The organism is Gordonia humi, assembly GCF_014197435.1.
Taxonomy (GTDB): Bacteria; Actinomycetota; Actinomycetes; order Mycobacteriales; family Mycobacteriaceae; genus Gordonia; species Gordonia humi.
In genome coordinates, this window is the sequence record NZ_JACIFP010000001.1 from 175,076 (window position 1) to 200,910 (window position 25,835).

Here is a 25,835-nt window from a genome sequence, read left to right on the forward strand (position 1 = left end):
TGTGGTCTCGGCTCCGCTCGACCAGCAGTAGGCAGGTCGCGGAGTGTGTCCGCTGATCGAGCGGAGTCGAGATCTCGACTCCGCTCGACCGGCGTATGTCTATGCCGGGTCAGTGACCGTCACCATGGCGGTGCGGACCACCTTGTCGCCGAGCTTGTAGCCGGCGCGGTAGACCTGGCCGAGGACCGGCGTGTCGCCGCTGCCCTCGTTCTGAATCGCTTCGTGGACTTCCGGGTCGAACACGTCGCCCGGTTCGCCGAACTTCACCAGGTTCTCGCCCGTGAGGACGTCGCCCAGTTTGTCCGACAGTGCGCGCAACGGCCCCTCTTCAAGGTCGCCGTGCTCGCGTGCGCGGTCGAGATCGTCCAGGATCGGCAGCAGCTTCTCGACGAGGACCTGCTTGCCGCGGGCCACCGACTGCAGAGCCTCCTCGGCGCTGCGCCGACGGAAGTTGGCGAACTGCGCCCGCTCCCGCTGCAGAGCCTCGGTCAGCTCGGTGACCTGCACGTCGCCGGGGGCGTCGGCCGGGGCCGCCGCATCGTCTGCGACGGCCTCGTCGCCCGTGGCCTCGTCGGCGGGCGCCTCGGTGGCGGCCTCATCGGCCGTCACCTCGTCCACCTCTTCGACGACCTCGTCCGGTTCCAGGGAGGTCTCGGGGTTGGTCACTTGTTGTCACCTTCCGCGGGGTCGTCCACGACCTCGGCGTCGACGACGTCGTCGGCACCGTCGGCGGCGGCGCCAGCGGTTTCGCCCTCGGCCTGAGCGTTGGCGTAGATCGCCTGACCCATGGCCTGCGACTCCTCCGACAGCTTCTCGATCGCACTGCGGATGGCAGCGGAATCGGTGCCCTTCAGCGCCTCGTTGGCGTCGGCGACGGCGGCCTCGACCTTGGTCTTGACGTCGGCCGGGACCTTGTCCTCGTTCTCCTTGAGGAACTTCTCGGTCTGGTTGACCAGCGACTCCGCCTGGTTGCGGGTCTCGGCCTCCTCGCGGCGAGCGCGGTCCTCTTCGGCGTGAGCCTCGGCGTCCTTGACCATGCGGTCGATCTCGTCCTTCGACAGACCCGAACCGTCCTGGATGCGGATGCTGTTCTCGGTGCCGGTGCCCTTGTCCTTCGCGGTGACGTGCACGATGCCGTTGGCGTCGATGTCGAAGGTCACCTCGATCTGCGGGACGCCCTGCGGCGCCGGAGCGATGCCGCCCAGCTCGAACGAACCCAGGAGCTTGTTGTGCGAAGCGATCTCGCGCTCACCCTGGAACACCTGGATCTGCACGGACGGCTGGTTGTCCTCAGCGGTCGTGTAGGTCTCCGAGCGCTTGGTCGGGATCGTGGTGTTGCGCTCGATCAGCTTGTGCATCACGCCGCCCTTGGTCTCGATGCCCAGCGACAGCGGGGTCACGTCGAGCAGCAGCACGTCCTTGACCTCACCGCGGAGCACACCGGCCTGCAGTGCGGCGCCGACGGCGACGACCTCGTCCGGGTTCACGCCCTTGTTGGGGTCCTGACCACCGGTCAGTTCCTTGACCAGTTCGGTCACGGCGGGCATACGGGTGGAGCCACCGACGAGCACGACGTGGTCGATGTCGCCGACCGAGATGCCTGCGTCCTTGATGACCGCCTGGAACGGAGTGCGCGTGCGCTCAAGCAGATCGCTCGTGATCTTCTCGAACTCGCTGCGCGAGAGCTGCTCGTCGAGGAACAGCGGGTTCTTGTCGGCGTCCACCGTGATGTACGGCAGGTTGATCGACGTGCTCTGCGACGAGGACAGTTCGATCTTGGCCTTCTCGGCAGCCTCACGGAGGCGCTGGTTGGCCATCTTGTCCTTGGTCAGGTCGATGCCGTTGACCGACTTGAACTTGTCGACCAGCCACTCGACGATGCGCTCGTCCCAGTCGTCGCCACCGAGGTTGTTGTCACCGGAGGTGGCGCGGACCTCGACGACACCGTCGCCGATCTCCAGCAGCGAGACGTCGAACGTACCGCCACCGAGGTCGAAGACCAGGATGGTCTGTTCCTTCTCGCCCTTGTCCAGACCGTAGGCCAGAGCGGCTGCGGTCGGCTCGTTGACGATGCGCAGGACGTTGAGGCCCGCGATCTGGCCGGCTTCCTTGGTCGCCTGGCGCTGCGCGTCGTTGAAGTAGGCGGGGACCGTGATGACGGCGTCGGCGACGTCCTCACCCAGGTACGCCTCGGCGTCGCGCTTGAGCTTCATCAGCGTGCGGGCGCTGATCTCCTGCGGGGTGTACTTCTTGTCGTCGATCTCGACGGTCCAGTCGCCTTCGCCCATGTGGCGCTTGACGGAGCGGATGGTCCGGTCGACGTTGGTGACCGCCTGGTTCTTGGCGGGCTGTCCGACGAGGACTTCGCCGTTACGGGCGAAGGCGACGACGGACGGGGTGGTGCGGGAGCCTTCGGCGTTCGCGATGACGGTGGGCTCGCCGCCTTCGAGAACGGACACCACGGAGTTGGTGGTGCCGAGGTCGATTCCGACAGCACGGGACATATGTGTTCCTCCTTGTAGGCGGCTTGCGGGGAAGCCGGTTGGTTTATGGGCCTGCTGGCCTGTTGGTGTTGTCTATCCCCGCCGGGTCGGGCGGAGACGAAACCTCAGTGCCTTCGGCTCAGGTCTACCGGTCCGACTTCGTCGAGTCAACCTTCTTGAGTCTCTGTCACTCAGGTTTCTTGCTCCGTTCAACTGCATGGAGGCGCGGTTCATTCCCACAAGTTGAGCGCTATCCACTCAATATGAGTATGAGTTGAGTCACTTCAGTCAACCCCGGTTTCGACCTCGCGGCGACCATCGCGAACTTCACCGTCGCTTGAGCGATCGACGCGCAGCCTCGGTCATATACCGTCATTTCATGGGCGATGTCAGCTATGAGGTCCGCGACCAGGTGGCGCATGTCCGCCTCAACCGGCCGGACAAGCACAACGGCCTCACGCTCGACATGCTCGACGACCTCGCCGCGGCCGCCGACCGCGCATCGAAGGACCGGAGCCTACGAGCCGTCGTACTGGCCGGCGAAGGCGAATCATTCTGCTCAGGACTGGATTTCGCGTCAGCGGGCAAGCAGCGGAGTCGCATCATGCGCAACCTGATCCCGAAGCGGGCATCGGCGGCCAACAACTTTCAGAACGCCGGATGGTCCTGGCGCAACGTGCCCGTCCCGGTGATCGCAGTGCTGCACGGGCACTGTTACGGAGGCGGCCTGCAGATCGCCCTCGGCGCCGACTTCCGGTACGCCGCGACGGGAACGGACCTGTCGATCCTCGAGGCCAAATGGGGTCTGATCCCCGACATGTCGTTATCGGCGAGCATCGCGCAACTCACCACCATCGACGTCGCCAAACGCCTCACCATGACCGGCGAGGTGTTCGACGCGCAGCAGGCCCTCGATTGGGGCCTGGTCAGCGGCGTGTCCGACGACCCGTTCGCCGACGCCGACGAGCTGATCGAACAGATCAGACAGCGTTCGCCGGACGCCGTCGCCGCGTCGAAGTCGCTGTTCGAGAACACCTGGTACAACGGCTCACGTCTCTCCTTCCCCGTGGAACAGACATTGCAGGTGCGTCTGCTGCGTGGCCGGAACTCGGCGATCGCCCGCACGGCGGGACTGGCCGGCGAGAACCCTCAGTTCACCGAACGACAGTTCTGAGCTCGCCGTGCGCACCCGACCACTGGTCGCCACCTGGCGGGAGATCCACGACCGCGATCCCGTCGGTCCGCTGTGGCGCGCAGCGCAGATCTTCCGTCTGCTCTCGTTCGTCTACGCGCTCGGCTTCCAGATCGCGATCAACGGCGATCTGACCCACGGCGGCACCACCTGGACCTTGTTCGCGATCCTCACCGTCGCGAATATCTGTTGGGCGACAGGGTATCTCGTCGGATTCGGCCGAAGACCGCGGTTCGTCGCCGTCGAGGTGATCGTGTCGATGGGAATGATGCTGTCGACGTCGCTGGTGACCGACAACCAGTGGATCTCGCACAACCAGACGTGGCCGACCACGCTGTGGATGACCAACGCGGCCCTCTCGGCGGCCATCATCGGCGGCTCCCTCTGGGGCGCCGCCGCCGCGCTGGCGATCGCGGGTGCCAACTATTACGTCAAAGGCCACATCGACGTGAACTTCGGCCGCAACGCGACCACCATCCTCCTGGTCTCGGCCGCGGCGGCCGTCGGGATGGCCGCGACACGAGCGCGAACAGTTCATGACGAACTCACCGCGGCGATCGGACTCGCCGCCCGATCGGAGGAACGCGAACGGCTCGCCCGGGAGGTGCACGACGGTGTACTCCAGGTCCTCGCCCTCATCGCCAAACGAGGGCGCGAGATCGGCGGGGAGACGGCCGAACTCGCCGAACTGTCGGCCGAACAGGAACGCCGTCTGCGTGCGCTGATCGCCGACCGCCCGGACGCGACGTCACCGCTGACGCCCGCTTCGCGCGACCTTGCCTCCGCTCTTCGCTCCTTTGTGGGCACCCGCGCTCAGGTCAGCGCCCCCGCCGATCCGGTGACCGTCGACGCACACATCGCCGACGAACTGCTCGCCGCCGTCGACAACGTCCTCGACAATGTCGCCCATCACGCGGGGCCGGGAGCCCAGGCGTTCATCCTTCTCGAAGATCTCGGCGACGAAGTGATCGTCTCCGTGCGCGACGACGGCGTCGGCATCCCCGACGGCCGCCTCGCCGAGGCCGAATCCGAAGGTCGCATGGGGATCTCGGCGTCGATCATCGGCCGGGTGGAGGCGGTCGGCGGCCGAGCTCGCCTGGAGTCGGCCCCCGGCGCCGGGACAGAATGGGAACTGTCCGCACCCCGACGGCAGGAGGGCCCATCGTGAGCGCAGTGCGAGTGATGGTGGTCGACGACCATCCGATGTGGCGCGACGGCGTCGCACGGGACCTCGCCGACAACGGGTTCGACGTCGTCGCCACAGCGGACAGCGTCGCATCGGCCACGGCTCGCGCCGGCGCCGTGCTGCCCGACGTGGTCCTGATGGACATGAACCTCCCCGACGGCACCGGAGCCCAAGCCACCGCCGGTGTCCTCACCGCGCACCCCGGCGCGCGCGTACTGATCCTGTCGGCGTCGGACGAGCGCGACGACGTCCTCGACGCCATCAAGGCGGGCGCCACCGGGTACCTGGTCAAGAGCGCACAGCAGGCCGAGTTGATCGCCGCCGTCAACGCCACCGCCGACGGCCAGACCGTGTTCACTCCCGGCCTGGCCGGTCTGGTGCTCGGCGAGTACCGTCGCATGTCGCAGACTCCCCAGGACGACTCCCCGGTCCTCACCGCCCGCGAGACCGAGGTCCTCCGCCACGTCGCGAAGGGCCTCTCGTCGCGACAGATAGCGACACGACTGGAGATCAGCCCGCGCACCGTCGAGAACCACGTCGGATCGTCCTTGCGCAAACTCCAGTTGGGCAACCGGGTGGAGCTCGCTCGCTACGCGATCGAACACGGACTCGACGAGTAGTCGCACGGCGTGTGAGCCCTCGCGCGCAAGTCCTCACGTGCACTGGGTAGTTCCACGCATGTCTTCGCTCCGCCGCAGGTCGAGAGTGGAGTTCATGAATCAGACACCGCAGAACCAGCCGCCCGCGGGCACCGGCCCGACACCCGTCGACCGCCTCACGCCTCCGCTTCCACCCACGTATCCCGTCCCCGGACAGCCGCACGTGCAGTACCAGTCCGGCAACTACACCCCGTTCGCTCCGCCAGTCCCCGGACCGCCGCCGCCCACCGTCTCGCAACGCCTGGCCAAGGCGGCCGAGAACGGCCTGATCGGCAAGATCCTCGCAGGCATCGGTGTCGCCATCACACTCTCCGGCATCGTCATGCTGCTCGTCTTGGCCGCGCAGGCCGGACTCCTGCGCCCCGAACTCCGCGTCGCAGGCGGCGCCGTCCTCGCCGCAGGCCTCGTCGGACTCGGGATCTGGGTCGGCCGCACCCCGCAGCGGCGTCCCGGCGCCGTGGCCCTCGTCGCGACCGGCATCGCCGGGCTGCTGTTCGATGTCCTGGCCGCGGGCGCCTTCTATCACTGGCTCCCCGGAGTCGCCGCCCTGGCGGTGGCCGGCCTCGTCGCCGGTGTCGGGCTCGGCGTCGCGCACCGTTGGAACAGCCAGACCCTCACGTTGATGGTGTCGATCCCGATGCTGATCCTCGCGCCGGTCGTCACCGGCGGCGTCGACGAGACTCTCGTCGGATCGATGTTGATCTACGCGGCCGTCACCCTGTGGGTTCAGGTGGGCCGCAACTGGTTGAGTGTGTTCATCGTCAACACCGCGGCGGTGATGATCCCGTCGCTGATCTTCGCCCTCACCTCCGACGACGCCTGGCTCGCCAGCGGTTTCGGGCTGGCGGGCATCGCGATCGCCGTCGGATCATCGGTCCTCCTGGTCCGCAGCACCGGTATCCCGGAGATCATCGCCGTGACCTCGGCGTTCGCCGCCATTCCACTCATGTTCGGGGCACAGCGGATCGACGTCGTCGCATCGGCCGCGCTGGTGATCGGTGCTCTCGCGTACCTCGCCGCAGCCTTCACGACCACTCGTTTCGTGAATCGCGGCGTCCGCAGCATCTGGTTGGTGGCGGCGGTCGTCCAGCTTCTCGCCGCACTCGGCTATCTGCTCGACGCCGATTACCGTCCGTCCGGATTCATCGTCGTCGGACTCCTGCTGGCGGTCGCAGCACCCGCGGCCCGCGACCTCGCTCTCCCGGTCCGTATCTCCGGCACCTCCTTCACCGGCATCGGAATCCTCGTCATGATCGGCGACGGCGCCGCACGGCTGCTGTTCGCCGATCACCTGCTGCCGACCGACGCGAGCCACACGTCATTGCTGATCGGTTCGCTGATGGGGCTGGCCGCCACCGGCCTGATCACCTGGTCGTGGGCCGACAGCTACCCGGCCGCCGCACATCGACTCACCGTCGCAGGAGGCATGGTGGGACTCTGGCTCGTGAGCACCGCGGTTCTGAGCATCGCCCATCTGATCACCGACGACGCCGCAGCCGCCTTCCGCGCCGGGCACTCGACGGCCACCATCGTCTGGGGCGTCACCGCGGCAGCCGCACTGTTGTGGGCCCGCAGGCTCGACGGCGCCGACCGCGCCACCGTCCTGAGCGCCGGGCTCGCCGTGATGGCCGCGGCCGTCGCGAAACTGTTCCTCTTCGATCTGTCGGCCCTCGACGGCGTGTTCCGCGTCCTGGCGTTCATCGTCGTCGGACTGATCCTCCTCGGTCTCGGCGTCGCCTACGCCCAGAAGCTCACCGACCACGACACCACGGCGCCCGCCGCGTGAGGACAGACGAGCATCGGGCCGACTCCACTCGGAGTCGGCCCGATTTCGCCTGTGCGGCATGGCAGCCGACGGTAGCGTCGAAGTACGAGAACCGAAGACCTGATCGGAGCATCGATGTACCGCTTGACCGTCCTGTACAACCAGCCCACCGACCCCGCAGCATTCGACGAGTACTACGCGAACACCCACATGCCGCTGGCGGCGAAGCTGCCCGGTCTGCGCAGCGCCGCGGTCTCCAAGGGAGACACCCTCGACGGCAGTACCCCGGACGTGTACCAGGTGTCCGAGCTGTACTTCGACTCCAAGACCGATCTCGTCGCCGCTCTCACCTCAGAACAGGGGCAGGCGGTCTCCGCCGACGTCGCGAACTTCGCCACCACGGGCGCATCCATGGTGTTCACCGAGGTGACCGAGGTGTCGCTGTAGGTCCGGTCTCGGTACGGCTCCCTCGCTCCGCTCCCGCCTACTCGATCAGCGAGCGCATCGCTTACCAGTCGGCCTCGTCGAACACGATCATGCCGCGGATGTTGGCGCCCTCGAGCATGTCGTCGTAGGCCTTGTTGATGTCCTCGAGACGATAGGTCTGGGTGACCAGATCGGAGAGGTTCAACAGGCCGGAGCGGTACTCGTTGAGGAGCTTCGGGACCTGGGTTCGTGGGCCCGCACCGCCGAAGATCGCGCCTTGGACGCGCTTCTGCAGGAGCGTCAGCTCGAACAGATTGAGCGAGACCTCCATCGACGCGAAGTCGCCCATTCCGACGACGACCACCTGACCGCCCTTCGCGGTCAACGCGGCGGCGGGAGCGATGTACTCGCCCTTCATCTCGCCGATCGTCAGGACGACGGTGTGCGCGAGCTTGCCCCACGTCAGCTCGCCGACGGGCTCCAACGCCTGTTCCATGCTCTCGAACACGTGGGTCGCGCCGAGCTTCTCGGCCATGTCGCGTTTGAACTTCACCGGGTCGATCGCGATCACGTGCCGCGCACCCGCCGCCTTGGCTCCCTGCACCGCGTTGATGCCGACGCCGCCGATGCCCACGATGACGACTGTGTCGCCGGGACGCGTCCCGCCGATCTCGGTGGCCGACCCCCACCCGGTCGCGACGCCGCAGCCGAGCAGCGCGGCCTCCTTCAGCGGGATGTCGTCCTCGATCTTGACCAGCGACGCCTCGTTCACCGTGATGTACGGCGAGAACGTCCCGAGCAGGCACATCTGGGTGAGACCCTCGTCGCCTTGCGTCACGCGGTGCGTCTTATCGGAGATCGACAGCCCGGTCAGCAGTCCGGCTCCCTCGTCGCACAGGTTCTGCGCGCCGCGCGAACACGGCTCGCACACACCGCATGCGGGGATGAACGCGGTCACGACGTGGTCTCCCTCGGCGAATCGGGTGACGCCCGGTCCGACCTTGGTGACGACGCCAGCACCCTCATGACCGCCGACGACGGGGAACGGCACCGGCGACTGCCCGGTCCGCAGATGATGGTCCGAATGGCAGAGACCGGACGAGACCAGTTTCACCTGGACCTCGCCGGCGACGGGGTCGCCGAGTTCGACCTCCTCTATCTGCCATTGCTCGTCGACGCCGTGCAGGACTGCGGCTTTCGTCTTCATCAAAGACCACGCTCTCTCGTCTAGGAGTTCTCGGCACACCGGGATGTGACACAAGGTGTGACCGCAGTCTCATCCTGCCCGCATCCGGGCTCAGGCGTGACGAATCTCGCCGAATCGGCGTCGACCTGCAGGTACCGACGGGCCGACCATCGCAGCCCGTGTCGCGGAAATGGAAATCGAGCGGGATGTGCACGTAGCATCCGGGCTGTGACGAAAGCCGGAGCGATCAGTGGACCACCGTCGCCCTCGACCCCGAACGAGGACGCCGCGGCCGGCACCAACTCGGGATACCGGCTCGACCTCGACGGTCTGCGCGGTATCGCGATCTTCCTGGTCGCCGTGTTCCACGTGTGGTTCGGTCGGGTGTCCGGCGGTGTCGACGTCTTCCTGACGCTGTCCGGCTACTTCTTCGTCGCGTCGCTGCTCAAACACGTCATCCGCACCAACCCGTCGTCGCAGAGCTGGTCGGTGGCGATCAACCCGTGGCCGCGTCTGTCCCGGATGCTGCGCCGACTCGTGCCCGCATTGTTCCTGGTATTGGCCGGCATCACCGCGCTCACCTGGTGGCTGATGCCCACCACCCGGTGGGGTCCGCTCGGCAAAGAACTCGTCGCCTCGGCGTTCTACTACCAGAACTATCACCTGGCGTTCGCCTCCCAGGACTACGGTGCCGCCGACTCCGCGGTGAGCCCGATGCAGCACCTGTGGTCGATGGCGATGCAGGGCCAGTTCTTCCTCATCACCATCTTGTGCGCGCTGGCCCTCGGCGGACTCCTCAAACTCGGGGCGCTGAAATGGCCGGTGTTCGGCCGCCCGAAGGTGATCACCGGGATCGTCGGCGGCAGCCTCGCCGCCGTCGCGCTCGTCTCGTTCGCATGGGCCAATTACCGGCACGGCATCAACCAGCCGTTCAACTACTACGACACCGTCGCCCGCCTGTGGGAGCCGATCACCGGCGGTCTCCTCGCGATCTGGGCTCCGCGTCTGGCGATGCCGAACTGGCTGCGGTCGCTGCTGAGCGCGGCTGCGATCGCACTGATCGCCACGTCGGGCTTCTGGATCGCAGGCGTCCAGGAGTATCCGGCCGCCATGGCGCTCGTCCCGGCCGGATCCACGCTGCTGCTGATCTGGCTCGGGTCGTCGGCGACGGCGCCCGTCGAGATCCCCGGCAACGACCTCTCCCCCGTCGGGCGCCTGCTGGCGCACCCGTGGATCGTGTGGCTCGGCTCGATCGCCTACGCCCTCTACCTGTGGCACTGGCCGCTATTGATCTTCTATATGAGTCACCGGCTCGAAGACGACGTGTCCGTCCTGGAGGGCGCGGCGATCCTGCTCGTCTCGGTCCTCATCGCCTGGATCACCACCAAGTTCGTCGAGGCGCCGCTGCGGGCAGGCCGGGGCACGGGCTTCTCGAAGCGCTACCGCACGATCCTCGCACTCGGTCTGGTGATCGTGAGCGTGTTCGCGTTGGCCAGCGCGGGCTACTGGCAGTACCGCGCCAAGCACCAGTACGTCGACACCACCAACCTGAATCCGCGCGACTATCCCGGCGCCCGAGCCTTCCTGCTCGACGCTCCGACGCCGGCCATCCCGGCGGTCCCGAATCCCGAGGCCGCGGCGGGCGACTGGCCCCTCAACCACATCGGCTACTTCTCCAACTTCGGCGACCCGTCGATCCGGGTCGGCGTCTTCGGCGACCCGAAGGCCGACCGCACGATGGCCGTCGTCGGCGGATCGCACTCCGAGCACTGGATGACCGCGCTGGACGCGATCGGCAAGAAGCGGGGATTCCGAGTCACCACCTATATGAAGGCGGGCTGCGCGCTGAGCACTGAAGCCGCGGTCGAGTTCCAGGGCGAGTTGCTCACCGAGTGCAACGACTGGTCCCATCGCGTCGCCGACCGGCTCGACGAGGACGAGCCCGACGTCGTGTTCACCACCGCGTCGCGTCCCGCCGACGATGGTCCGGGCGATGTGACGCCCAAGGGGTACCTGGACTATTTCGAGTTGTTCCGCGACCGCGGGCAGAACGTGATCGCCGTGCGCGACACCCCGTGGACGCACGGTCCGATGATTCCGCGTGACTGCATCGCGGCGGGCCGCAAGCCCGAGGTGTGCGGGGTCTCCCGTCAGCGCGCGCTCGCGGAGGTGAGCCCGATCGACGCGATCGCCGACGACTTCCCGAACATGACGTTCTTGGACTACAGCGACGCGTTCTGCCGGGACGGGTACTGCCCCGCCGTCGTCGGGAACATCCTCGTCTGGCACGACTCGCATCATCTGACGACCGCTTTCGTGCGCAGCCTCATCCCGTTCCTGGACGCCGACATCGGCCGCGCCACCGACTGGTGGCCGCCGCAGCCACCGATGTTCAGATAGGCGGCCCGGCCCTGTGGGACATCTCTCGGCCCGACGACCAGTGAACTCACAGCGACGCCTGTTAGCGTGTCCGTTTGACGCGGTGCGAACCGTTCATCGCGCGCTGTAACGTATGTGAATTTCAGAGGTCCCATGTCGCTCGACGCCGAGACAAGCGCAGCACCGGCTGCGCCGATTCGACGACGACGCCCCTATCTGTACGAATTGGATCTGATCCGGTCGACGACGTTCGCGCTCGTCATCTTCACCCACGTCTTGGCGGCCACCACCGACCAGTGGGGCAGTCACGGCGTCAACGCGACGAATCTGCTGTTCCACGCCACCCGGAACATCTTCTTCGCGCTCACCGGGTTCGTGTTGATGTACCAGAACCTCGACCGCGACGACTTCTCCGCGGTCGACTTCTGGCGTCGACGCATCAAACTCGTCATCGTTCCGTACGCGATCTGGTCGGCGATCTACTGGATGGTGATCGGGATGTGGTCGAACGGCCGAGGCGGGCAGATCCCGACGAGCCTCGGCGAGTTCTGGGGTCAGCTGTCGTGGGGAACGGCCGCATTCCACCTGTACTTCCTGTTCGTGATGCTGCAGGTGTATCTGCTGTTCCCGCTGCTTCGACTCCTCGTCGCCAAGACGCGCGGACATCACGGACTGGTGTTGGCGGGGAGTCTGCTGCTGCAGGTCGGAGTCGTCTGCGCCATCTCGTACTGGGAGGCGCCTGCCGCGTGGGGGCCGTGGAGTCGCGCGTACGCGACGTTCATCCCCTACCAGCTGTTCATCGTCGCCGGGGCGATCGCCGCGGACCACCGTGAACAACTCGCCGCGATGGTCCGCGGTCGCGGAAGGTGGCTGGCGGTCGCCCTGGTCGGGACCGGTGCGCTCGCCATCGGCTCGTACTTCCATCGCGTCCTGGACAACGGTGCGCCGACCAACGATCCGAACAGTGCGTTCGAGCCGACGGTGCTGCCGTTCGTGATGGTCGCCGTCGTCTCGATCTATGCGATGGGGCTGCATTGGTCGACGCACTATCGCGAGGGTTCGCCGCGGCTCGCCACCGCGGTGTCGTACGCGGCGAACAGGTCGTTCCCGGTGTTCCTGGTACACGTGATGGTGATGTTCTGGATCCTGCGCGCCACGACCGACTCCGGGCAACCGGTGATCCTCGCGCACGTTCCCCAGCCCTTCGGCACGATCGTCGTCTACCTGCTGGTGGTGGCGGGTTCGCTGGCCGTGACCGAGATCCTGCGCCGCCTGCCCGGCTCCCTGTATCTGACGGGCCGCCCGCGCCTGCCGCTGCGCTTCATGATCTGAGCGGGCGCCGCACCGTTCTCACCGCTTGGCGAGCAGACACCTCACCGACGCGACCGGCGTGTTCTCCCCCGCCGCGACGAGCACCACGTCGAGGTGGCCGGACGCCCGAGCGTCGAGCAGACCCCGGATCGGCGACGCCGAGCGCAGGACGTACGGCGGAGTCCGACCGGTGCGGGCCTGATCGAACTCCATCGTCGCCAGTGGTGACTCCCCTCCGGTCACCACGATCGACGCCGTCGCGCCGTCCGGCTCGGCGACGGTGATGAGCACGCTGCCCGACGCGTCGAGCAGCGATCCGCCGACCGCCAGCGCGACGATCACCCCGGTCGCGCCGCCGTCGACGTCGAAGGTCCGCCCGCAGCGCGCGCCGAGTCCGTCGCGTACGGCCGCCGACACCGGAGCCGGGGAGCCGTGTCCGACGTGAATCACGGCACCCAGGTCGGATACGGAGATCCGCGCATCGTGCAGGGCCGCGTAGGCTGCGCGCATCGGGAGCAGCGCCGGACCGGCGCCGTCGCCGGCCACCGCGATTCCCGCCACGTGCAATCCGGGCGTTCCGGTCGTACCCATACGGCAACGCTATTCCCCGCCGGATACCGCGCTATTCGACTGAATGACGACTATGCACGCACCGAGTCCCAGACCGCTCGCGGACGCGATCCGAGGGATTCTCGCAGGTGATTGCGGATCATGCTGAGAGTGCTGCAGTGTCCGCACGGGGCGATCACCCCGGTCGCATCGATCCCGTAGGCCTCGCACAGCATGACCGCACGCCCGACGTGGAAGTTCTGGGTCACGATCAGCGCGGCGTCGACGTGGTACACCCGAGCCGCCCGACGGCAGGTGGCGGCGGTGTTGAGGCCGATCGGGTCGTCGACGATCACCTCGGCGGGCACCCCTCGCGACTGCAGGTACGCGCGCATCACCTGAACCTCGTTGCCGGCACCGTCGGCGTCGTTCCCGGAGTCGAGGATGCGATCGACCCGACCTGCTCGGTACAGCTCGACGACCACGTCGAGGCGGGCGCGGAGATAGTCGCCGGGTTCGCCGTCGGCGGCCTTCGCGCCGAGCACGATCACCGTGCGGGGCGCATCGTCGGGGACGTCGGCCGCGTCGGTGACACGGCCGCGCGACGCCAGCGCCACCCACGACGAGGTGACGGCGACGAGCAGTTCAACAGCGACGACGAACAGCACGAACGCATGCCGGAGGCGACGAGGTGTGAGCACCTGTTCACGGTAGTTTCTCCCGCTCACGGCCGGATGATCGCGGTGCCCAGGGCGGCGAAAAGTCTGATTGTGCATCGTGTCACAATTGCTCGACGATGCGTGATGGCGCGCCTCGATTGTCGCAGGAGGGGGAAGCCGATGCAGTACATGCCGGTGACTGATTCGATGTTCTTGATCGGCGAGACGCGCGACCAGCCGATGCACGTCGGCGGCTTGCAGCTGTTCGTCCCGCGGGAGGGACAGTCGCCCGAGGAACTGGCCGAGGAGATGGCCGAGAAGTTCCATGTGCCCACCGGCGACGTATCGAAGCTGTTCTTGAAACGCCCGGCGACGCCGGCCCAGATCGCGGGCTATGCGGCGTGGTCGTACGACGACGACATCGACTTCGACTACCACGTGCGACGCACCGTCCTCCCCCGTCCGGGAGCCGTCCGCGACCTGCTCCGGTACGTCTCGCTCAATCACGGGAATCTGCTGGATCGTCGTCGCCCGATGTGGGAGGCGCACATCGTCGAGGGTCTCGCCGACGGGCGCGTCGCCGTCTACACCAAGGCCCACCATTCGGTGATCGACGGGGTGAGCGCTCTGCGGCTTCTACAGCGAATGCTCTCGACCGATCCCGACGATCGTTCGGGTACTGCGGCGTGGGACGCGCGCCCGGCCCGCGCACGGGCGAAGAGCAAGCCGAAGCCCGAGCGGAAGGGGTTGCTCGGAACGCTCACGAGCGCTGTGGGGCAGGTCGCCGAGATCGCCGACCAGGTGGTGGGTCTGGGCCCTGCCGCGGCGAAGATCGCGATCGCCGGTCTCACCGACAAGGACTACATCGCGCCCCTGCACCAGGCGCCGAGCACCATTCTGAACGTGCCGATCGGATCGGCGCGACGGTTCGCCGCGCAGGACTGGCCCCTCGAACGACTCCGGGCCGTCGGCAAGGCGCAGGGCATGACCTTGAACGACGTCATGGTCGCGATGTGCTCGGGCGCGCTGCGCACGTACCTGTCCGATCAGGATGCGCTGCCCGACGAGTCGCTGATCGCGGTGATGCCGGTGTCACTGCACAGCGACGGCGATGCGACCGGCAACGCGATCACCGCGATCTCGGTCCGCCTGGCCACCGATCAGGCCGACGCCGCCGACCGGGTGGCCTCGATCACGGCGTCGACCAAGGCCGCGAAGGCGGCCGTGCGAGGACTGCGCCCACTGCAGGCGCTGGCGCTCGGCGCCGCCATCGCGTGGCCGCTCGCGTTCACCACCATCCCCGGCTTCGTCGAATACACGCCGACGGGCTTCAACCTCATGATCTCGAGCGTCCCCGGCCCCGAGGAGACGCTGTACTGGAACGGTGCACGGCTGGACGGCTGCTACCCGGTGTCGATTCCGGTGGAGGGACTCGCGCTCAACATCACGATCACGACGGTCTCCGGCAAGGCCAACTTCGGCATCACCGGTGCTCGCGCCGAACTGCCCAGCCTGCAGCGGCTGTTGGACCATCTCGATACCGCCCTCGAAGACCTGGAGGCGCTGCCGCCGAAGGCGTGAGGTCGGGCAAATGGCGGCCTCCGGCCTATCGATCGAAGTCGAGACTCCTTCCCGTCCCGGCCGAATGCCAGGTGCACGTGACAATTCATCCCCTGCGGTGGAGACCACAGGGGATGAATCACGTCAGGGACAACCGATCACATCACGGTTCAGCGCGGTGTCGACCGATGTACTCGGTGCCGGTGCCGTCGTCGGTGCTCGACGGCTCAGCACTCGCTGTAGTCGAAGGCTCGACGGTGTTCGACGGCTCCGTGGCCGTCGGCTCGGGTGTCGGAGTCGAGTCTTCAACGGGGTCCTCCGATTCAGCGACCGGGGGCTCATCCTGTCCACTGGGGGCGTCGTCCTGTCCCTGCGCCCCTGCGTCCGATGCCTGAGTCTGCGCGGTGTCGTCCGCCCCGGCGGTGATCTCCAGTGGGGCCTCGATGGTCGCCGGAGCGTCCTTCGACTCGACCTCACCCTGGTCGAACACTGTGTCGGCGGCGTTCGGGAGCCGGTATGCGGCGGCGTCGGTGTTCTCGGCAGTGGTCGTAACGCTTGCCAAGGTCTTCGCCGGATTCAGTAGGGCGAACAGATCCTTGAGGTCGTCGAAGATGTCTGTCTCGAACCTCGGGCCGTCGTCCGTCATGACGATACGGATCAGGTCGGACGTGAACTCGGGTTGGAAGCCCAGGTCGAACAGGCCGACGACCTCATCGGGGAGCAGTCCCTCGGGCAGGATCCCGTCCACCGCGCCGACGACGTTCTGCAGTCCGGTCAGCGGCGAGGTGAAGCGAAGCGAGAACGGATTCTTGATCGAGTAGTTGACCGGTCCATCACCCTGCTGTGACTGCTGGAACAGGAACAGAACGCTGGTGCACGACGAGACGTTGCTGCCGTCGAGGTTCGTCAGTGAGGCGGTTCCGTACAGCGCGGTGCAGACGGTGCCCTTGTTCGCCAGACCTTCGACAGGGAATGATGTGCCGACCGCCGACGAGTAGCCGCCAAGAGCTGTCGCTGAGCCGTTGTAGCCGACGTTGAAGACCAGTGCGACGCCGCCGGGGAGCGCGTTGGCAGATCCGTGGTAGACCTTGCCACCCAGCAAGTCCAGGACGTCGATAGGGTCCTCCGGCAGCCCGGCCATGCCGACTGCCAACGCGAGACCTCCGAATGACGCCGTCGCGGTCTCGTCGGCTCGCGGCCCGGCGATCGCCACTGCACCGCTCAGGTACCAGTCCGCTGTAGCGCGTGCGTCTCCGAAGAGTGCCAGAGCTGACGTATACCCGTTGCCGGCGATCGTGGCGCTCGCCGGGACTCCGATGACCAGACCGTCCTGCAGCACGACGGGAATCGGCGGAATCGTAATTGCGCCACCTACCGCGGTCGCACCATTGAGACTGGTGAGAAGATCGACGGGCAGGCCCGGAAGGAACAGTCCGATGATGGCGTCCCCTACCTTCGCCACGACCGAGGGATCCGCCGCAGTGCAATCCGCGCTCGCGCCAAGACCGTTCGCAACCACGTCGTCTTCGCCGGCCACACAGTTCGGGGCGATACCGTCGAGTGCACCCCCGAGCACGTCGCCCAGCACGCCCGCCTGCGCCGGGGGCGGAGCGACGAGTGTGCCTGCTCCGATGGTTGCCGCCGCGGCCGCGACGGCGGCCCCGCGGCGGAAAGTCGACTTCTTCATGTGAGTTTCCTCTGGTCTGCCCGACTGACGTAGCCGTCGATCCGCCCGGAGTGGGTCGAATCGCCCGTAACCGCAGAAGTTAATTCTTCGGTCATCTATCAATATCAGGCGGAGAGCCGGTACACCCGCTGAACGGACGAGCACCGGAGGGTTCGGAGGACATCTCCGCCTCGGATCGTCCGATCGATGGACAGAGGGCGCCGGTGCATCTCCAGCATCAAGAGAAGCGGAGCCGAACCCGGTGAGGGGTTCGGCTCCGCTCTCCGTTCGCGAAGTGTCGATACGGCTCAGGCCGCGGCCGGAGCATCTTCGGTGGACGATGCGTCCGACGGGTCGGTGTCGGCGGCCGGAGCATCGGCGGCCAGAGCGTCGTCGACGGAAGCGACCTGGTCGGTGTCCTCCGCGGGGGCGTCAGCAGTCGGGGCCGGATCGATCTCCGTCTCCGGAGCCTGAGCCTGATCAGCTGCGTCGTCGCCGGTCGAGGTGTCGACGGCGGGAGACTCGGTCGTGTTCGGCTCGACGGCGGGAGTGACGGTCGACTGCTTGGCGACGACGGCCGTGTCGGCGACGCCGGAGGTCTCCGGGTCGGCCTTCTGTCCGAAGACGTCCGAACCGAACTGGATGCCGCCGTCGTTGTCGACCGAGACACGGATCAGGTCTTCGGACAACTGCGGGACGAACCTGCCACCGAGCAGGTCGGTGATCGACGACGGGACGGGCAGCTCGAGTCCGAGGAGCCCGGCCAACTCGGTCACCTTGTCCAGCTGGCCGAATGGCGCAGTCAATGCGACGGCGAACGGGTTCTTGATCGAGTAGACGACGGGCCCGTCGCCCTGCTGCGACCGCTGGAAGATGAACAGAATGCTCGTGCACGAGGAGAGGTTCCCGCCCGTCAGGCTCGTGACCGATGCCGCGCCGTAGAGCGCGGTGCACACCGTCGTCGGCACCGGGTCATCGCCGAGCGCCGCCGAGCCGTTCGCGGAGGCGAAGCCACCGAGGGCCGTCGCGGACGCGTTCATGCCGACACCGAACGCGGTGGCGATGCCAAGCGGGAGTGCGTGCGCCTGCGCCGTACCGGTCATACCGCCGAGAGCCAGAGAGATGCCGCCGAACGTGGAGTCGGCCGTGCCGGAGCCGCCTGCGACGCCGATCGAGATCGCACCGCTGAGAACGCCGCCGGCGTTCGCGGTCGCGTCGCCGCCCACGCCTATCGCGGTCGTGAATCCGTCGCCGGACACCGAAGCCGCACCCGGCATGCCCAACAGTGCGATACCGAGCGCCGTCGCACCGTTGAGATCGCTGAGCGAGACACCCGGAAGGAACAGACCCGCGATGGCGTCACCGACCTCGCCGATGATCGACGGGCTCGAGGCAGAGCAGTCCACCGTGTTGCCGAGGACGTCCGCATACGTCCCTTGTTCTCCTGCGGCGCATGCGGCGATCGGCCGAAGCTCGGGCGCGGCAGCATGGGCCGGTGCCGGCGCGAGGCTGCCTGCGCCGACCGCGGCGGCAGCGGTCGCGGCGAACAGCGCGCGACGCAATGTCGACTTCTTCACGTCAACTCGTTTCTGTGCTGGTCTCGGAGAGCGAGACATCGTGCGTCACAGCTGAATCGAACTGCGACTTACCGAACAGTAAGGCGCGACGGAAAGCTTAGTACGCACATGCCGGTTTGCCGGATTCCTTGGCACTCGTTCGACCGAAGACGATCGATTCAGAGACACCCGTGGGCTGCGTTTCCACCGTCGGCGCCTCCACCCTCGGTTCGGTCGATCGCATGGTGCGTGCGTCGGACCCGGCGTCGCGCCGGACGAGTCGCACCCCTCCCGAACTGCATAGACGCCGACGCCTCCACAACGCCCGCATTCCGGTTCCGGAGATCGACGATCCAACACGTGACAACGCCTGCGCCGAGAGTCAGAGAATCGTCACCGAATGGCATGTCCGACACGACGAGAAGTCAGCCGAGTGCGACACGAGTTCACACAGCCACGAAACAGCCCTCTGATCAGCCGAAGGAATCACAGCGCGTACGACTTGGACTCAATGGTTACTCACGAGTAACATATCGATGGCAGACCTGGAACACGCTGCAACCAGCGAAGTTAGGTAGACCTTGGCAGCGGTGGCAAGGGCCTAAGCCTTACGGTTACCAGGAGAAAACGTCGACTTGGGCGCGAGCATCGGCCGCCCGCGCCCGGTCTGGTACGACCTGAAGAAAGGCCGGTACTCGAATGACGACCGCCACGATCACGATCGGATGGATCGCCGCAGCGATCAGCCTTGTGTGTTGGGCCCTGTTCCTGCGCGGTGTGTTCACCATGGTGCGCAGCATCGCCCAAGGCCAGAAGGTTGACTCCCAACGCTTCGCCTACCCGGGCAAGCGCCTGGCCACGATGATCAAGGAGTTCGTCGCGCACACGCGTATGGCGAAGTTCCGCACCGTCGGCTGGGCGCACTGGTTGGTGATGTTCGGCTTCCTGATCGGCGCGATCTTCTGGTTCGAAGCCTATGGACAGATCTTCGATCCGGAGTTCCACTGGCCGGTGATCGGCGCGTGGAAGATCTACATCTTCGCCGACGAGGTCTTGGGGCTGGGCACGGTCATCGGCATCGTCGCGCTGATGATCATCCGCCAGCTCAACCACCCGCGACTGCCCAAGCGTCTCTCGCGCTTCTCGGGTTCGCGCTTCGGGGCGGCCTACTTCGTCGAGCTCGTCGTCCTCATCGAGGGCCTCGGCATGATCTTCGTGAAGACCTTCAAGATCGCATCGGATATCGAGGATCCGCCGATCTGGACGTCGTTCTTCACCCACTACTTCGCGCAGTTGTTCGAGGGCTGCTCGGTGTACTGGGTGACGGCCGCGGCCGTGATCAAGCTGATGTCGGGCATGGTCTGGTTGGCCGTGGTCGGCCTGAACATCGACTGGGGTGTGGCCTGGCACCGCTTCGCCGCATTCCCCAACATCTTCTTCAAGCGGGAGTCCGACGGCGGCGTCGCCCTGGGTGCGGCCAAGCCGATGATGAGTCAGGGCAAGATCCTGGACATGGAGACGGCCGACCCCGACGTCGACGCGTTCGGCGCGGGCAAGATCGAGGACTTCTCGTGGAAGGGGTGGCTGGACTTCACCACCTGCACGGAGTGTGGTCGTTGCCAGAGCCAGTGCCCGGCGTGGAACACCGGTAAGCCGCTGTCGCCGAAGCTGATGATCATGTCGCTGCGCGATCACGGTCAGGCCAAGGCTCCGTACCTGTTCGCCGGTGGCGCCAAGGACATGGGCGGCGACGAGATCGGCATCGTCGACAAGGACGGAAACGTCGACGACGACAAGCTCGCGAAGGTCCCCGAGGCGGCGCGTCTGGAGGCCGAGCGCAAGCTGGTCGGCGACTCGTTGGGCGGCGATCCGGCCGGTGCCGTCATCGACGCCGAAGCCCTGTGGTCGTGCACCACCTGTGGTGCGTGTGTCGAGCAGTGCCCGGTCGACATCGAGCACGTCGACCACTTCATCGATATGCGCCGGTACCAGGTCCTCATCGAGTCGGACTTCCCGACCGAGCTCGCCGGCATGTTCAAGAACCTCGAGAACAAGGGCAACCCGTGGGGCCAGAACTCCTCACAGCGCACCGCCTGGATCGACGAGATGGACATCGACATCCCGGTCTACGGCAAGGACGTCGAGTCGTTCGAGGGCTACGAGTACCTGTTCTGGGTCGGCTGCGCCGGCGCCTACGAGGACCGCGCGAAGAAGACGACCAAGGCCGTCGCCGAGCTCCTGGACATCGCGGCCGTGGACTTCCTCGTCCTCGGTGAGGGCGAGACCTGTACCGGCGACTCCGCGCGCCGTGCGGGCAACGAGTTCCTGTTCCAGATGCTCGCGCAGCAGAACATCGAGACGTTCAACGAGCTGTTCGCGACGGCCCCGACGCAGCGCAAGAAGATCGTCGTGACCTGCGCGCACTGTTTCAACGCGCTCGGCAACGAATACCCGCAGGTCGGCGGCGAGTACGAGGTGGTCCACCACACGCAGCTGCTGAACCGTCTGGTCCGGGAGAAGCGTCTGGTGCCGGTCGCCCCGGTCGGCGGTCAGGCCATCACCTACCACGACCCGTGCTACCTGGGCCGCCACAACAAGGTCTACGACGCTCCGCGCGAGCTCATGGACGCGGCGGGCGGTCAGTTGACCGAGATGCCGCGGCACGGCGAGCGCTCGATGTGCTGTGGCGCAGGCGGCGCCCGCATGTGGATGGAAGAGCAGATCGGTAAGCGCATCAACGTCGACCGCGTCGACGAGGCCCTCGACACGCTCGCTCCGACCCAGGCCCCCTCGGGAGAGGGCGCGACCAAGAAGATCGCGACCGGCTGCCCGTTCTGCCGAGTGATGCTCACCGACGGCGTCACCGCGCAGACCTCCGGCACCGAACAGGAGGGCAAGGTCGAGGTCATCGACGTCGCCCAGATGATCCTGGAAGGCGTCCAGCGCGGTCGGCAGAAGGTGGAGCGCGGTGGCAAGTTCCTGCACCCGATCCAGTCCGAACTCGCTCCGGCTCCCGAGCCCGAGCCCGTCGCAGCGACCCCGACGCCCGCCGCAGCACCCGCTGCCGCGGCTCCGGCCGAGGCCAAGCCCGCTGTAGGCCTGGCGCCCAAGGGCGGCGGCCTGAAGAAGCCGGGCGGTCTGAAGAAGCCCGGCGGCGCTCCCAAGCCCGGCGGTGCCAGCGCTCCGGCTGCTCCGGCCGCCGAGACCACCGAGGCCGCACCGGCCAAGGGGTTGGCGATGGGCGGCGGTCTGAAGAAGCCCGGCGGCTTGAAGAAGCCCGGCGGCGCTCCCAAGCCCGGCGGCTCGGCCGCCGCGACCGCTCCGGCGGCCGAGACCGAGGCTGCGTCGACCGAGGCTGTCTCAACGGAGGCTGTCTCAACGGAGTCGGCGGCAACGGAGGCCACCGCCGGTAAGGCCAAGGGATTCGGCATGGCCGGCGGACTCAAGAAGCCCGGCGCCAAGAAGCCCGGCGCTCCCAAGCCCGCCGCGGCTCCGGCTGCGGAGGCACCGGCTGCGGAGGCACCGGTCGCTGACGCACCCGTCGCTGCTGAAGCTTCGGCTGCAGCCGAAGCTCCGGCCGAGGCCGCGGTGACCGAGGGGACCGAGGGCAAGGCCAAGGGATTCGGCATGGCCGGCGGACTCAAGAAGCCCGGCGCCAAGAAACCTGGCGCTCCCAAGCCCGCCGCCGCGGCTCCAGCCGCACCGGTGGAGGGCGAGCCCGTTGAGGAAGCACCGGCCGATGTCGAGGCGCCTGCCACCGAGTCCGCCGAGACCGAGGCCCCCGAGACCGAGTCCGCTGAGACCGAGGCTCCTGCGGCCGAGGCTCCCGAGACCGAAGCCTCCGAGGCAGAGACACCCGCGGCTCCCGCCGCGGACTCCCGCACCATCGCCGAGACGGGCGTCTCCAAGGCGAAGGGGTTCGGTCTGGCAGCAGGCAAGAAGCGCCCCGGCGCCAAGTAGGTTCCGCTCCATCACGGACGGCGCACGAGAGGGTCCCCCGGACCCCTTCGTGCGCCGTTGTCGTCTCATGGCCGCGCTCCGCGTCGATCACGTCGACGAGGGTCGCGAATCACCTGGTCAGGACGCCCTCTGGTCTCGGTCATCCGATGCTCGACCGACAGATGCGGCGTGCGACCGTTCTCAGCGGCGGAGCGCCCTGGTGGCGTCGAAGGCCTCTTCGCGCTGACCGAGGTGCCATGCGTGCCAGCGGCGCCAGCTGCGCATCGAGATCGACTGCTGGGCGCGGTCGACGGCGGGGAACACGCGCCGGAGGATCTCGATGGCGGCGATGAACGGTGCGCGGGCCACCAGCATCGCCAACCCAGGCAGGCCACTGGGCAGCCGGTACTTCCGACGGTTCCACGGCAGCATGAACAGCCTGGTGTAGCCGGCCTGCAGTTGCAGGTGCAACCGGGCTCGGGAACGCGCCGATCCACGGACCGTGGGCGCGGGCTGGAACGACGGCACGAAACCCTCCACCAACTCCGGTCCCAGCGGTCCCGAGTCGTGTTTGCGAGTCGCGTCGAAGTAGTAGAGCAGACGCACGCCGTCGGCCGTGGTCTCCGGGAACATCTCACCGACATTGCAACCGACCAGATGTCCCAGGTATCGGTTGAAGTGCAGAACGGCGCGCAGTTCGCTCGGCGATGTGAGGAAGCCGAGCGCGTACAGGCCCAGCCCCGGGCCGACGCTGCCGCCCAGAAGCGTCAGCATCATCTCGCTCTGGCTGATCGGCAGACCGTGCTCGACGGCGTTCCACTCCGGGTGCTCGGCGACGCGAGCACGCACCGACACGTGCATCACGCGGACCTTCAACGAGACCTCGCGGGCCCGCGACCCCGGCGTCAGCACGGCGCCCGGCTCGCACACCTCCAGCCACCAGCGGCTCGTCTCCAGGTAGCGGTGAAGTGCGGAGGCGCCGGCATAGCCACCCGAGAGCGACAACGGCACCGCCAGCGACGCCTCCGTATAGGTGTCCATGGTCCCCGCATTGCCGACCGCGCCCAGGCTGTAACCCCACCTCCGCCAGACGGCCGCGCCCTGTTCGATCAGCTCCGGATCCACCCAGTCGGGAATCGTCTCGAACTCGGCGAACAGTTCGCGCATCGACTCCGGCGCATCCGGAACTCCGGCGACGCCGACGCGCAGCGCCTCGTCGAGCAGTTCCGCGGCCCGCTTCCCGCCCATCTCTCCGTGGTACGTCTGCGCGACGAAGCGTTCGGCCACCGGGTCGCCCGCGGTGTGTCCGGCAGCGAACGACGCCTGAATCTCCGGCGTCGGTAGCAAGTCGAATCGCGTCAGACGACGCACCGTATCCCGGACTCGCTGATGCTGCGGCGACACCGTCAGTTCCACACCCATAGGCTGACTGTAGGCCGAACACGAGTGAGACGCCAGAGTGAAACCGTCTCACAATCGATAGGGAGTGCACATGCAGGTCAGCGTCGTCTGGACGATCAATGCGAAGAACCTGTCCATGGACAGTGCGATCGCGAACCTCACCGAGATCCGCGACGAGGGATTCTCCCGCGTGTGGACCACCCAGATGCCGACGGAACCGGACGCATTGACCGTCATCGCCGTCGCAGGAGCCGCCGTGCCCGGCATCGAGTTCGGCACCAGTGTGCTTCCGATCCAGTCGCAGCATCCGCTCAAGCTCGCGCAGCAGGCGATGACCGTCAATCAGATCCTTGGCGGGCGCCTCAACCTGGGACTGGGCCTGAGCCACAAGGTCGTCACCGAAGGCATGTGGGGTGTGCCGTACGCGCGGCCCGTCGCACGCACCGAACAGTACCTCGACGGACTGCTTCCCCTTCTGAACGGCGAGAAGGCCGACTCGGCAGGCGATCTCGTCACCACCCGCGGCGTCATCACACTGCGCGACACGCCTGCGCCGCCGGTGTACTTCGCCGCGCTCGGACCCAAGATGCTCGGGCTGGCCGGACGGCGTACCGCGGGCACCGTCACCTGGATGACCGGACCGAAGACCCTGCGCGACCACATCGTCCCGACTCTGCACCAGGCCGCGGCCGACGCCGGGCGACCCGACGGATCGGTCCGCACGGTCGCGATGCTCCCGGTCAGCGTGACCGACGACGCCGACGCCGCCCGCGCCGAGGCCGGCCGTCAGTTCGCGATGTACGACGGCCTGCCCTCCTACAAGGCCATGCTCGACCGCGAGGGCTTCACCGGTCCCGCCGACGCCGCGATCGTCGGCGACGAGGCCGCCGTCGCCGATCGGATCCGCGAGTTGGGTTCGTTCGGGGTCGACGAATACGTCGGAATCCTCTTCGATCCCGATCCGGAGGTCCGCGCACGGACGCGAGCACTCCTGCGGACCCTGGAGAAGTGATGTCGACCGCCTTGATCACCGTCGACGACCTGGCCGAGGCCATGCTCTCGTCCCGACCGCCCGCCGTCCTGGACGTGCGCTGGCAGCTCGGGCGCGACGACGGCCGCGAGCAGTACGCGCAGGGGCATCTGCCGGGGGCGGTATATGTCGACCTCGACACCGAGCTCGCTGCTCCCGCCGACCCCGCACTGGGACGCCACCCGCTTCCCGACCTCGCCGATCTCCAGTCGGCGGCGCGAGAATGGGGGGTGGACGCACTCGCCCCGGTAGTGGTCTACGACGACAACGGCGGGATGTCCGCGGCCCGCGCGTGGTGGCTGCTGCGATGGGGCGGCGTCGCCGACGTGAAGATCCTCGACGGCGGACTCGGCGCCTGGCGGGAGGCCGGCATGCGACTGTCCCAGGGCGACGCCCGGCCGCGCACCGGCACCGTGATCCTCACCGGCGACGGCCTGCCGACCGTCGACATCGACCAGGTGGCCGCGACCGATGCGCTGCTGCTCGACGCTCGCGCCGGCGAGCGGTACCGCGGCGAGACCGAGCCCGTCGACCCCCGACCCGGCCACATTCCCGGTGCGGTCAGCGCACCGACGGCAGACAACCTCGTCGACGGACGATTCCGCTCCGCCGAGGATCTGCGCGCCCGGTTCGGCGGCCTCGGCGTCGACGGCGAGCGCGAGGTGATCGTCTACTGCGGATCCGGTGTCACCGCCGCCCACCAGATCGCGGCCCTCGAACACGCCGGTCTCACGGCGACGCTGTATCCGGGTTCCTACTCGCAGTGGTCGTCGGATCCGGCGAAGGAAGTGGATCTGTAGCGCGCAGCGGGTCTCGACTTCCCTCGTCCAGCAGAAGGCGAAGCGCCCAAGCAGGAGTCGAGGCTCCCAAGCAGGAGTCGAGGCCCCA

Annotated in this window: 19 protein-coding genes; 11 read left to right on the forward strand and 8 right to left on the reverse strand. The window is 67.4% G+C overall.

Features of this window, described 5'->3' with window-relative positions:
- Positions 1-99: 99 nt before the first annotated feature.
- Together grpE and dnaK are read right to left on the reverse strand one after the other, a co-directional pair.
- Positions 100-666, reverse strand: a complete 567-nt coding sequence (grpE, locus tag BKA16_RS00790; protein WP_183368780.1) for a nucleotide exchange factor GrpE — start codon at positions 664-666, stop codon at positions 100-102.
- Complete coding sequence (gene dnaK, locus BKA16_RS00795) at positions 663-2,504, reverse strand: molecular chaperone DnaK (RefSeq protein ID WP_183368781.1); 1,842 nt, start codon at positions 2,502-2,504, stop codon at positions 663-665. Before dnaK ends, grpE begins: the two co-directional genes overlap by 4 nt.
- Before the next feature lie 358 nt (positions 2,505-2,862).
- Between dnaK and BKA16_RS00800 the strand changes: the two genes are divergently transcribed.
- The 5 genes from BKA16_RS00800 (at position 2,863) to BKA16_RS00820 (ending at position 7,732) form a co-directional block, all read left to right on the forward strand.
- The gene (locus BKA16_RS00800; RefSeq protein ID WP_183368782.1) at positions 2,863-3,657 is read left to right on the forward strand and encodes a crotonase/enoyl-CoA hydratase family protein; all 795 of its coding nucleotides are present in this window, start codon (positions 2,863-2,865) and stop codon (positions 3,655-3,657) included.
- 7 nt (positions 3,658-3,664) lie between these two features.
- Positions 3,665-4,843, forward strand: coding sequence for a MacS family sensor histidine kinase (gene macS, locus BKA16_RS00805; protein ID WP_183368783.1), 1,179 nt, complete (start codon positions 3,665-3,667; stop codon positions 4,841-4,843).
- 14 nt (positions 4,844-4,857) lie between these two features.
- Positions 4,858-5,481, forward strand: a complete 624-nt coding sequence (locus BKA16_RS00810) for a response regulator (RefSeq protein WP_246371876.1) — start codon at positions 4,858-4,860, stop codon at positions 5,479-5,481.
- Between the two features lie 94 nt (positions 5,482-5,575).
- Positions 5,576-7,306, forward strand: a complete 1,731-nt coding sequence (locus BKA16_RS00815; protein ID WP_183368785.1) for a DUF2339 domain-containing protein — start codon at positions 5,576-5,578, stop codon at positions 7,304-7,306.
- 114 nt (positions 7,307-7,420) lie between these two features.
- Positions 7,421-7,732: an EthD family reductase gene (locus BKA16_RS00820; RefSeq protein WP_183368786.1), complete on the forward strand. Its 312-nt coding sequence runs from the start codon at positions 7,421-7,423 to the stop codon at positions 7,730-7,732.
- 61 nt (positions 7,733-7,793) lie between these two features.
- Here the strand turns inward: BKA16_RS00820 and BKA16_RS00825 are convergent, their stop codons facing one another.
- Positions 7,794-8,918: an NDMA-dependent alcohol dehydrogenase gene (locus tag BKA16_RS00825; RefSeq protein WP_183368787.1), complete on the reverse strand. Its 1,125-nt coding sequence runs from the start codon at positions 8,916-8,918 to the stop codon at positions 7,794-7,796.
- Positions 8,919-9,125: 207 nt separating this feature from the next.
- On the opposite strand from BKA16_RS00825, the gene BKA16_RS00830 reads away from it, so the two are divergent.
- Together BKA16_RS00830 and BKA16_RS00835 are read left to right on the forward strand one after the other, a co-directional pair.
- Positions 9,126-11,297, forward strand: a complete 2,172-nt coding sequence (locus tag BKA16_RS00830; protein WP_343067229.1) for an acyltransferase family protein — start codon at positions 9,126-9,128, stop codon at positions 11,295-11,297.
- Between the two features lie 132 nt (positions 11,298-11,429).
- Positions 11,430-12,608, forward strand: coding sequence for an acyltransferase (locus BKA16_RS00835; protein WP_183368788.1), 1,179 nt, complete (start codon positions 11,430-11,432; stop codon positions 12,606-12,608).
- Positions 12,609-12,626: 18 nt separating this feature from the next.
- Here the strand turns inward: BKA16_RS00835 and BKA16_RS00840 are convergent, their stop codons facing one another.
- Positions 12,627-13,178, reverse strand: coding sequence for a beta-ketoacyl-[acyl-carrier-protein] synthase family protein (locus BKA16_RS00840; protein ID WP_183368789.1), 552 nt, complete (start codon positions 13,176-13,178; stop codon positions 12,627-12,629).
- A 50-nt stretch (positions 13,179-13,228) separates the two neighbouring features.
- Positions 13,229-13,837 (reverse strand): SanA/YdcF family protein, encoded by a 609-nt coding sequence (locus BKA16_RS00845; protein WP_343067230.1) that lies wholly within the window; start codon positions 13,835-13,837, stop codon positions 13,229-13,231.
- A 138-nt stretch (positions 13,838-13,975) separates the two neighbouring features.
- On the opposite strand from BKA16_RS00845, the gene BKA16_RS00850 reads away from it, so the two are divergent.
- Positions 13,976-15,376, forward strand: coding sequence for a WS/DGAT/MGAT family O-acyltransferase (locus tag BKA16_RS00850; RefSeq protein WP_183368791.1), 1,401 nt, complete (start codon positions 13,976-13,978; stop codon positions 15,374-15,376).
- Positions 15,377-15,518: 142 nt separating this feature from the next.
- Here the strand turns inward: BKA16_RS00850 and BKA16_RS00855 are convergent, their stop codons facing one another.
- Together BKA16_RS00855 and BKA16_RS00860 are read right to left on the reverse strand one after the other, a co-directional pair.
- Positions 15,519-17,042 (reverse strand): hypothetical protein, encoded by a 1,524-nt coding sequence (locus BKA16_RS00855; RefSeq protein WP_183368792.1) that lies wholly within the window; start codon positions 17,040-17,042, stop codon positions 15,519-15,521.
- 287 nt (positions 17,043-17,329) lie between these two features.
- Entirely contained in the window at positions 17,330-18,598 is a 1,269-nt protein-coding gene (locus tag BKA16_RS00860) for a hypothetical protein (RefSeq protein WP_183368793.1), read from the reverse strand.
- Positions 18,599-19,276: 678 nt separating this feature from the next.
- Between BKA16_RS00860 and BKA16_RS00865 the strand changes: the two genes are divergently transcribed.
- On the forward strand, positions 19,277-22,537 hold the full coding sequence (locus BKA16_RS00865; protein ID WP_183368794.1) for a (Fe-S)-binding protein: 3,261 nt from the start codon (positions 19,277-19,279) through the stop codon (positions 22,535-22,537).
- A gap of 180 nt (positions 22,538-22,717) precedes the next feature.
- On the opposite strand, the gene BKA16_RS00870 is transcribed toward BKA16_RS00865, so the two are convergent.
- Entirely contained in the window at positions 22,718-23,938 is a 1,221-nt protein-coding gene (locus BKA16_RS00870; RefSeq protein WP_183368795.1) for an oxygenase MpaB family protein, read from the reverse strand.
- A 70-nt stretch (positions 23,939-24,008) separates the two neighbouring features.
- Here BKA16_RS00870 and BKA16_RS00875 point away from each other — a divergent pair, with 70 nt between their 5' ends.
- Together BKA16_RS00875 and BKA16_RS00880 are read left to right on the forward strand one after the other, a co-directional pair.
- On the forward strand, positions 24,009-24,929 hold the full coding sequence (locus tag BKA16_RS00875; protein ID WP_183368796.1) for a TIGR03564 family F420-dependent LLM class oxidoreductase: 921 nt from the start codon (positions 24,009-24,011) through the stop codon (positions 24,927-24,929).
- A complete protein-coding gene (locus tag BKA16_RS00880) occupies positions 24,929-25,747 on the forward strand; it encodes a sulfurtransferase (RefSeq protein WP_183368797.1) in 819 nt (272 codons plus the stop codon). Before BKA16_RS00875 ends, BKA16_RS00880 begins: the two co-directional genes overlap by 1 nt.
- Positions 25,748-25,835 lie beyond the last annotated feature (88 nt).